9 protein-coding genes are annotated in these 9,085 nt (G+C 42.9%); 4 read left to right on the forward strand and 5 right to left on the reverse strand.

The window, feature by feature from the left end:
- Positions 1–1,382 (forward strand): protein kinase domain-containing protein (locus ACRC32_RS01530; RefSeq protein ID WP_438552323.1); only part of this gene is annotated, 1,382 nt, incomplete at its 5' end.
- 68 nt (positions 1,383–1,450) lie between these two features.
- On the opposite strand, the gene ACRC32_RS01535 is transcribed toward ACRC32_RS01530, so the two are convergent.
- Positions 1,451–2,596, reverse strand: coding sequence for a FecR family protein (locus ACRC32_RS01535; RefSeq protein ID WP_438552324.1), 1,146 nt, complete (start codon positions 2,594–2,596; stop codon positions 1,451–1,453).
- A 523-nt stretch (positions 2,597–3,119) separates the two neighbouring features.
- On the opposite strand from ACRC32_RS01535, the gene ACRC32_RS01540 reads away from it, so the two are divergent.
- Positions 3,120–3,995, forward strand: coding sequence for a hypothetical protein (locus tag ACRC32_RS01540; RefSeq protein WP_438552325.1), 876 nt, complete (start codon positions 3,120–3,122; stop codon positions 3,993–3,995).
- Between the two features lie 62 nt (positions 3,996–4,057).
- Here the strand turns inward: ACRC32_RS01540 and ACRC32_RS01545 are convergent, their stop codons facing one another.
- Positions 4,058–4,885 carry a sulfurtransferase gene (locus tag ACRC32_RS01545; protein ID WP_438552326.1) on the reverse strand — a complete coding sequence of 276 codons (828 nt, stop codon included), beginning with the start codon at positions 4,883–4,885 and terminating at the stop codon, positions 4,058–4,060.
- A gap of 283 nt (positions 4,886–5,168) precedes the next feature.
- Here ACRC32_RS01545 and ACRC32_RS01550 point away from each other — a divergent pair, with 283 nt between their 5' ends.
- Complete coding sequence (locus ACRC32_RS01550; protein WP_438552327.1) at positions 5,169–5,885, forward strand: heme oxygenase (biliverdin-producing); 717 nt, start codon at positions 5,169–5,171, stop codon at positions 5,883–5,885.
- 34 nt (positions 5,886–5,919) lie between these two features.
- Here the strand turns inward: ACRC32_RS01550 and ACRC32_RS01555 are convergent, their stop codons facing one another.
- A complete protein-coding gene (locus ACRC32_RS01555; protein ID WP_438552328.1) occupies positions 5,920–6,063 on the reverse strand; it encodes a hypothetical protein in 144 nt (47 codons plus the stop codon).
- A gap of 10 nt (positions 6,064–6,073) precedes the next feature.
- Positions 6,074–6,754 (reverse strand): SOS response-associated peptidase, encoded by a 681-nt coding sequence (locus tag ACRC32_RS01560; protein WP_438552329.1) that lies wholly within the window; start codon positions 6,752–6,754, stop codon positions 6,074–6,076.
- A gap of 160 nt (positions 6,755–6,914) precedes the next feature.
- On the opposite strand from ACRC32_RS01560, the gene ACRC32_RS01565 reads away from it, so the two are divergent.
- A complete protein-coding gene (locus ACRC32_RS01565) occupies positions 6,915–7,520 on the forward strand; it encodes a glutathione S-transferase family protein (protein ID WP_438552330.1) in 606 nt (201 codons plus the stop codon).
- 203 nt (positions 7,521–7,723) lie between these two features.
- On the opposite strand, the gene ACRC32_RS01570 is transcribed toward ACRC32_RS01565, so the two are convergent.
- A partial coding sequence (locus ACRC32_RS01570; protein WP_438552331.1) for an iron uptake porin occupies positions 7,724–9,085 on the reverse strand: 1,362 nt, incomplete at its 5' end.

A 9,085-nucleotide genomic window follows, 5' to 3' on the forward strand; every position in this document is an offset into this window, starting at 1 on the left:
CCACGCGGTTACAGCAAAGAGCCGTCGCCTTAGCAATTCCCAATCCTTTTTTTCAGGGGTTGTTGGTGTTGCTATTAGGCGCTGGAACGACAATTGTGCTAGCAAAAACTCAGTGCTTCAGATCTCAACTAGGATGGACAATCGGAATTGCGATCGCGTGGGGTGGTATTAGTTACGCCGTCTTCACATATCAGTACTCGATCTTACCCACTGCCGTGCCGATGTTAACAATTGTGTTGTGTGGTGGTTCTTACTTGACGATCGGAACGATGAGCGATCGCCGCAGGACAATCCCACTCAAACCCATTACCACAGAACATACAACTGTTTTAGAGTCTCCAGAAGCAAACAACCAACAAGACGAGATCCAAAAATTACTGCCACACGAATTAGTCACGGCGGGAAAAGTTCTCAGCGGACGCTACCAAATTACCAAAGTTTTAGCTTCGGGTGGATTTAGTGAAACTTATATTGCAGAAGATTTACAACGTCCTGGCAAACCTCTCTGTGTCGTGAAGCGAATGAAACCTTCTAGCAATCATCCTCAGCATTTACAAATGGCTAGCAGGTTGTTTCAACTTGAAGCAGAAACCTTAGAAATTTTAGGTAAACACGACCGAATTCCCCAGTTACTTGCCTATTTTGAAGAAGGTGAAGAATTCTTTTTAGTCCAAGATTTGATTAACGGACATCCCCTCAGTTGGGAACTCAAACCTGGCAAGCCTGTGAGCGAAATCGCCGCGATCGCGATTCTGCAAGATTTACTACCAATCCTGGCATTTGTCCACAGGTGCAAGACAATTCACCGCGATATCAAGCCCAGCAACATCATGCGACGGCACTCCGATGGCAAACTCGTCATCATTGATTTTGGTGCTGTCAAGCAAGTTAGCAATCAAATGCTAACAACTGGGCAAACTAACTTGACGGTGAGTATTGGTACTCTAGGTTATGCTCCTGCCGAACAAACCGCAGGTCGTGCTTTCTACAGCAGCGATATTTATGCAGTCGGCATGTTATTAATTAAAGCCTTAACGGGATTTGCACCTCACGAACTTCAACTCGACCCGCAAACGGGTGCGGTACTGTGGTTAGACAAAGCTGAGGTGAGCCAGGAGTTAGCAGCTTTTATTGGTAAAATGGTGCGGTATGATTATACGCAGCGCTATCACTCAGCCTCAGAAGCTCTAGTTGCTCTACAAAATTTAACTGGTACTGATAATACTAATAATAACTTTGGCGATCGCGATGACTTACTAGCTGTTGCCCTACCCGCAGAAGTTTCTTCAGAAGATTTAGAAGCAAGTACAGTATTTTGGCGATCGGCATCATCTACTCCAGTAGGGGTTGTAGGAGAAGTTGATTCAGAAGATAAAGTCTAAGTTTTTCTCTTCCAATCTTTTGTCTTTCGTCGATTATCTCTTTGATGTTAGAGATTTATGTTTGAGATTTATTTTCGCGATTTGTCGTTCTTATCAGGATTATTATTTCTGCCACCGCCGTTACCGTCACCGATACCATTATTATCTTTATCGGGATGACGATCTCTGCCACCACCGTTACCGTCACCGATGCCATTATTATCTTTATCGGGATGACGATCTCTGCCACCACCGTTACCGTCACCGATACCATTATTATCTTTATCGGGATGACGATCTTCATCTTTGGTAGAACCATCGCGATCGCCTATCGGAATTGAATCATTATCTGAAGAAGATTCAGAATTGTCAGGTGAAATTTCAAAGCGATCGAGAATAACTGCGCCGTTGTCAATAAATTCTGTAGTTGAGACAGAAGTATGATTAAGTAAATTATTACTATCTTGTTGTAAATGTGGTGACGGCGAGTCTGAACTACGGACAAAACTAGGATTAATAATAATTTCTTCACCTGTAAGCGGTGACTGCGCGGCAATGGCAGCACTCGTTTCAGCTTGTACTTGAGCAAGTTCTATATCAGTGGCAGTAACACTTTTTTTATTGAGATTCAATCCACTTACTAAATCGCTAGATTCATAAAACGTCTTTAGATCGAAGTTGTAAAGTGCTGTGATTTTACCTTTAACAACGACTGCTAATTGACCTGCTTTCAATACCTGTCGCTGAGAGCTTTTTTGATTAACTACTTCAATCTGGCTATTTGTTAATGCGCCGACTATGGTAGTCTTGCGAGCGGAAATATGGCGAATAAACAATGCAGAACCGCGAATTGCTGCTGTTGCGTTTGGTGTCCATACTTCTGTCGTACCTCGACCAGGTGGAATCAGCAATAATGCAGTACCATTTGATAGTTTTAAATTTCGGTCTTGAGCAGAAAATCGAAATAGCGCTTGCTCGCCAATTCTTGCTAAAGAGCCATCATTAAAACGTAGCTCTGCCAGTGCCTCTCGACCCGTAGATAATGCATCCCCTGGAACTATCCCATCAGCCACCTTTGCTGGACGAGCAGCTTGGCTTTGAGGCATTAATTGTACGAGATTGCGTAGGCTTTTAATTTCAGCGCGGGTTAAAACCGTATCCGCTTGGGCTGCTTTTGGTAGTGTAGTTGCACCCCATAGCAAAATTGAGATGAAAATCATGAATCGGTGAGACATATAGTTAAGAATTGGTAGTCAATAGCTAATGGTTAACGGTCAAGGATTGAAGTACTTCAATTATTTAGAATGCCCAAATTGCAGGCAAATAAAAACAGAATTTATACGGGTAACTGTTAGTTTTACACCGAGCGATCGCTACTAAAGTTTAGCGAATGAATTAACCTTGAGTATTTCTTCTGAGTTGAAAGTTTAAATCAATTTCATGAATCCCGTAATTTTGCGGTTATAGATTGACGTTTTTTTCAACTAATCTTGATTTGCGATCTAGGTACTTAAGGATTAACTGAGAGCTAGATGAATTTTTGCGATCGCAATTATTTGCATTATTAATTTTTGTCTCTACCGTGTTTAAACTTAAATTTACAATTAAACAGCCCAGGCGGAGTGAATTCACACTGTCACAAACGAAGTTCGCCTACGGGAACTCAAAAACTAGTGTCAGCGGAGTCTACCCCCGTAGCTGCGATTTTAATCGCCCAGTAATAGCTAGCTTCATCTTCAGCATGGCAAGTAGCGCTATTTGCTTTTTTTTTCTTCAAATTCAATAATTGCTGCCCCTCTAGAGAGTAAAAAAGCATTATCGCCAGCGACGATATCAAGCGATCGCGCTTTAGTCAAAAACGAGCAAATAGGCGATCCAGAACTAGGCGTTTTGCGTTTACAAGAGCAAAAATTACAGTCTCCTCCTTATGAACCCATCGCACATTTACTAGGGCAGGTTGGCTATTTCCAAGGAACTAATATTTTTTCAGCGGTTGATGCAATTGATGATGGATTATTTTCCACTAATTTAACTTTTGCGATCGCGCCCAAATTAGGAGCGAAAACAAGTTTATTTACGGCGATTGATGGTGGTTTAGTTCGGTATAGGGAACACGACCGAGCTGATTACAACAAATTAAGATTAAGGGCAGCTTTACGCCAAAAACTTACACCACAGATGTTTGGTGAAATTGGCTGGAACAATCAATATTTATTTGATGCCAAGACAGGCGATCGCTTTTTGAACGAACACGCTCTACGTCTAGCCCTCCAGCGCCAAGATAAAATAACGAATAAATTGTGGTTAAATTCAGTCTATGAATTTCGTCTAGGATTTGCCGAACCAGATACCCGCAGTCGCGCAATCAATTCTTTATCTACCGAGCTAGCTTACTATATCAGCCCTCGCCTCCAGTTCAGTTTAGAATATCTACTCGCTTTATCAAATTTCACGCAACGCGATCGCGACGATACTTACCACCTAATTCTCGGTAGCCTGATTTATGCCGTATCGCGTGGAAGCCAAATTAGCCTTCAAGGTGGTGTTAGTTTTGGTAATTCATCCGATCCAAATATTGGTTTTAATAATTCATTTTTTAGCGTGAATTATACGTTTGATATTGGGAATTGGTAATGAGTAATTGGTAGTTGATGATTTTTCTCCCTTGTCCTCCTCATCTTTCTCTTCCCTACTCCCTACTCCCTACTCCCTACTCCCTCAGAGTAACTAATCCAATCGCTCCAACTGCCTGCATAAAGTTTACCTGTAGAAAATCCTGCCAATTCTAGCGAGAGTAAATCGACGCAAGCAGTCACGCCAGAACCACAGTAGACAATAATTTCTGATGATTCTAAGTCTTTCCAGCGCTGCTGTTGTTCTGTTAAAGGTTTGAGGTAGCCGCGATCGTCTGTCACCTCTTGCCAGGGATAATTAACTGCGCCTGGGATATGACCCGCAACTGGATCTATAGGTTCTCGTTCGCCGCGATAGCGATCGCCTTCTCGCGCATCAACTAATGCTACTCCTGGCAAGTCCTTGCGTGCTTTTACCGCTTCTTTATCCACAACTTGCCCTAATTGAATTTTAGGGATAAACTCACCCGCTTTTGTTACAGGAAGAGCAGATGTCGCCGGATAACCAGCCGCTAGCCACCCTTGAAACCCTCCATCTAACACGGTAACTCGTTCGTGTCCTAAATAGCGTAGCAGCCACCACAGCCGCGCCGCAAAAGCCAATCGGGAATCATCGTAAGCAACGACTGTCGTTTGGGAAGTTATGCCCATCGCCGATAGTTTGACTGTCAACTCTGTTACGTTTGGTAAAGGATGCCTCCCTCCATGCTGACCGACTGGACTGGAAAGATCCCGATTTAAATCTAGGTAGTAAGCACCAGGAATGTGACTCGATTGGTACTGTTGCCGTCCGAGTTGCGGATCGGCAAGGGAAAAACGACAATCCGCGATCGCCACTTGCGGATCTGCTAAATGTTCGTAAAGCCATGCGGCAGTAACGCTGTGAGTCATTTATGTTTCTCGCAGAGTAGGGGGACGGCGAAAGTCAAAAGTCAAAAGCTTGCCCTCAAATGAAGTGAAGGGTTAAAAGTCAAAAATAATTCTTAATTCTCCCTACACACTACACCCTAAAACGTTTCCCGACTCCCGACTCCCAACTCCCGACTCCCCTTTCTTTAGAATTTTTAACAAATTTTCTCATCAAATCGTTCTACTGTAACGATTTAGGTGGAATACTAAATACACTCGCAAACTTTGTTGGTAGTAGTTGACTATAAAAGTTGAGAAATTTAGCATGAGCAGTAATTTAGCAACAAAACTCCGTGAAGGGACGAAAAAAGCCCACACGATGGCAGAAAATGTTGGTTTTGTCAAGTGTTTTTTAAAAGGAGTAGTAGAGCCAACTTCTTACCGCAAGCTGGTTGCTAATCTCTATTTCGTTTACTCGGCGATGGAAGAAGAAATGGAGCGGCATCAACAGCACGCAATCTTATCAAATATGTACTTTAAGGAATTGAATCGCCAGCGCAGCTTGGAGCAAGACCTGAAGTATTATTACGGCAACCAATGGCGCGAGCAAATTAGTCTATCTCCGGCTGGGGAAGCCTACGTGCAGCGGATATGGGAAGTCTCTAATACTGCCCCAGAACTATTGATATCGCACCTTTATACTCGCTATTTGGGCGATCTTTCTGGCGGACAAATTCTCAAAGGGATTGCTCAAAGGGCGATGAATCTTGCGGATGGACAAGGCACTGCTTTCTATGAATTTGCTGAAATTTCTGATGAAAAGCAATTTAAAAACACCTATCGGCAAAGACTAGACGAATTACCAATTGAGGAAGCTACGGCAGATCGCATCGTTGAAGAAGCTAATGCTGCTTTTGGCATGAACATGAAGATGTTTAACGAATTAGAAGGTAATTTGATCAAAGCGATCGGTATTATGTTATTCAATAGCTTAACTCGCCGTCGTAATCGCGGTAATACCGAGCTAGCAACTAGCAATTAGTTATTGGTCATTGGTCATTGGTCATTGGTTGAACCTAGATGAATGACGAGCGATCGATGACAGAATGCAAGTTACAATCCTGGGGATGAGGTGATACATGTATCATCGTGTCTTCAGGATTGTCTGCTTTGAGAGTGAGTGGGGAGTAGGGAGTGGGGAGTCGGAAGTCACTGGTCACTGGTCACTGGTCACTGGTCACTGGTCGCTGATAACTGCTCGCTACACTCTGGTGATTCGTTGGTTGGATTATTAACTTTGGTACTGACGGGATACGCAACCATTGCTTCTGAGGAGTATGGTTGTAACAATGGTTCTAGCTGTTCTGGTTCTTGAATTTGAGGATCGAGCCACTGATTATAGTCTTCTGGTTTGAGAATAACAGGCATCCGGTCGTGAATCGATCGCAAAAGAGAATTAGCCGTTGTCGTCAGAAGAGTGCAAGAATCAATTTTCTCGCCGTCTGATGCTTGCCAAGTTTCCCATAAACCTGCAAAAGCAAAGGGTTGCCCATCTTGTAAGCGAAAATAGAAGGGTTGTTTCTTGCCTTTTTGCGATCGCCATTCATAAAAGCCATCGGCAACAACTAGACAACGACGGCGACGAAATGCAGAACGGAAAGCGGGTTTTTCAGCAACGGTTTCTGCTCTGGCATTAATCAGTTTTGCACCCATTGATGCATCTTTTGCCCAAGAGGGAATTAAACCCCAACGTAACATTTGAAATTGACGGCGATCGCCCTCTGATAAGATTGTTGGAACTGGTTGAGTCGGTGCGATATTATATCGTGGAGTTAATTTGGGAATTAAGGAAAGTTGAAAGGTAGAAGCGATCGCTTCTGCGGGTTGGCTGAGGGTAAATCTACCACACATAAAACTACTTTGGTAATGGGTAATAGGTAGTTGGTAAGTCGTAAATCGTAAATCGTAAGTCGGAATTAACTGCTCCCTGACAACTGATAACTGTTAACTGTTGATTGATTTTGACTTTTAACTTCTTTATAATCGTTACGTCTTCTACCAAACGAAAGTCATGCTCAGGTTGTATGATTTTTTACCTTCAGGAAATGGTTATAAAGTTCGGCTTTTATTAACTCAGCTTGGTATTCCCTTTGAGCGAGTAGAAATTAATATTCTTAAAGGTGAAAGTCGCACTCCAGATTTTCTCACGAAAAATGCTAATGGACGCATCCCAGTTTTACAGTTGGAATCGGGAGAATTTTTAGCAGAATCGAATGCTATTCTCTTCTATTTTAGCGAAGGTACAAAATTTTTGCCTGCCGATAAATTGCTCCGCGCCCGAATTTTACAATGGTTATTTTTCGAGCAATACAGCCACGAACCTAATATTGCTACTCCTAGATTTTGGATTACTGAACTTGGGAAAGCAGATGAATATCGAGAAGCGATAGAACAGAAACGTCAAGCTGGGTATGCTGCGCTTGCAGTAATGGAACAACATTTAACCGATTGGAAATTTTTTGTTGGCGATCGCTATTCTATTGCTGATATTGGCTTATTTGCCTATACTCACGTCGCCGATGAAGGAGGTTTCGATCTATCTCGTTTTCCAGCGATTCAATCCTGGATAGAGCGAGTCAAAGCTCAACCGAATTATATTCCAATTACGCGATCGTGATATAAAATTTATTTTAATTTCCATATTATTGTAGGGGCGGGTTTGATTGAAGAATACTGCGGTCAAACCGAGACTTTGGCAAAACCCGCCCTTACAGTTTATACGTGATTATTGTAGGGGCGGGTTTGATTGAAGAATACTGCGGTCAAACCGAGACTTTGGCAAAACCCGCCCTTACAGTTTATGCATTCCGCAACCTTGATTTAGAAGCGGAAAGTTGTGCGGATAGTTGCTAGCCAAATATCGTTGTTATCTTCAATATGACCTGGGTTAGTTACGAGAACCACACCTGGAGTAATGAATAGATTGTCACTGACTCGGAAACGGTAGAACACTTCAAAGTGTAGTGAAGTTGCTTCATCTTTCACTCCTACTCTTTTTGGTAATCCTTCTCGTTGAGCAGTTGGTTCATCGCCAACTCCAACTGTATCTAAGTTACGGTTATTATCAGTCACAGGAACTTCCGGCTCGCCTCTACGAGAAGTTTCAAAAAAAGGTACTGGTGTACCCGGCGTTTCGGGTCCTGCATCTACCAGTTTTGGTGGCATACCAAAGAGAAAAGCAAATAAATCTCCTTCTCTACCAAATGGATCGGATAAACCAAGAGAAAAGAGATAGGTGGCTGCATTAGCAAAAGGTTTCTTTCCAGCAGAGGCTCCAATGCCTGTTAGGGAATTGCGGAATTCCGCGCCATCGGGGAGTTCTTCTAAGAAATTGGTAAACATGTATCCTCCCCAAGCACCGAAGGTCAAATTTTGTGACACGCGCCATTGCAGAGTTGCACCAATCGCATTTGTTTTGGCAGGCGCATCCCCAAGAAATACACCACAACATGGGTCAAAGCCAGAAGGGCTATTGGGATCGAGTATATTGCTACCTGCCGGAGGAATAGATGAATCAGACCATAAACCATTAGTCTCTGCATTGACGCTACCTGTAAATGTGCCTAATGTTCCATCACTGGTGTAGGCATTTACATAAGTTAAGCCAGTAATTAGGTTATTGGTTGGCGTTGCTAATAATTGCACGCCCAATGCACTGCGGTCTGCTCCAAAAACTCCACTGTCTGGATTCCCGCTTCCTCCAGTACCATAAGCTACTTGTAGCCGTGCATTTTTGGCAAATAACCAGTCAAAACCTGCTCCTGCATCTAATACGCCACCAAGCTTGAAAATGGGACTGGCTTCACCAAAGCGAGAAATTGAACCCCTACCAGTGTCAAAATAAGCTGAGTTAGCAGAAAGTACGTTACTCAGGCTAAAACCAAAGGGAATGACGCTAAAAACGACGCGATCGTTAAAGGCAGGAAATCGATATTCTAGTAAATCTAAAACAACATTATTGTTTAAACCTGCTTGGTAAGATAACCGCGCCATGTAAGTATTAAGAGACTCTGCATTGGTGAAGCCGCCACCGTCAAAGTTACCTGTAACTAGGTATGTCCGCAGGCGATCTTTACCTGTAAATGATGTTTCTAACCCTAATCGAACCAAGTGGGCGAGAACAGTGTTTTTATCTGCATCGTCTCGGTTTAAACAATCAACTTCTGGATCTGAATTGCGATC

Origin of the sequence: Chroococcidiopsis sp. (assembly GCF_051657925.1) — a bacterium.
In the GTDB taxonomy this organism is placed as follows: Bacteria; Cyanobacteriota; Cyanobacteriia; order Cyanobacteriales; family Chroococcidiopsidaceae; genus Chroococcidiopsis.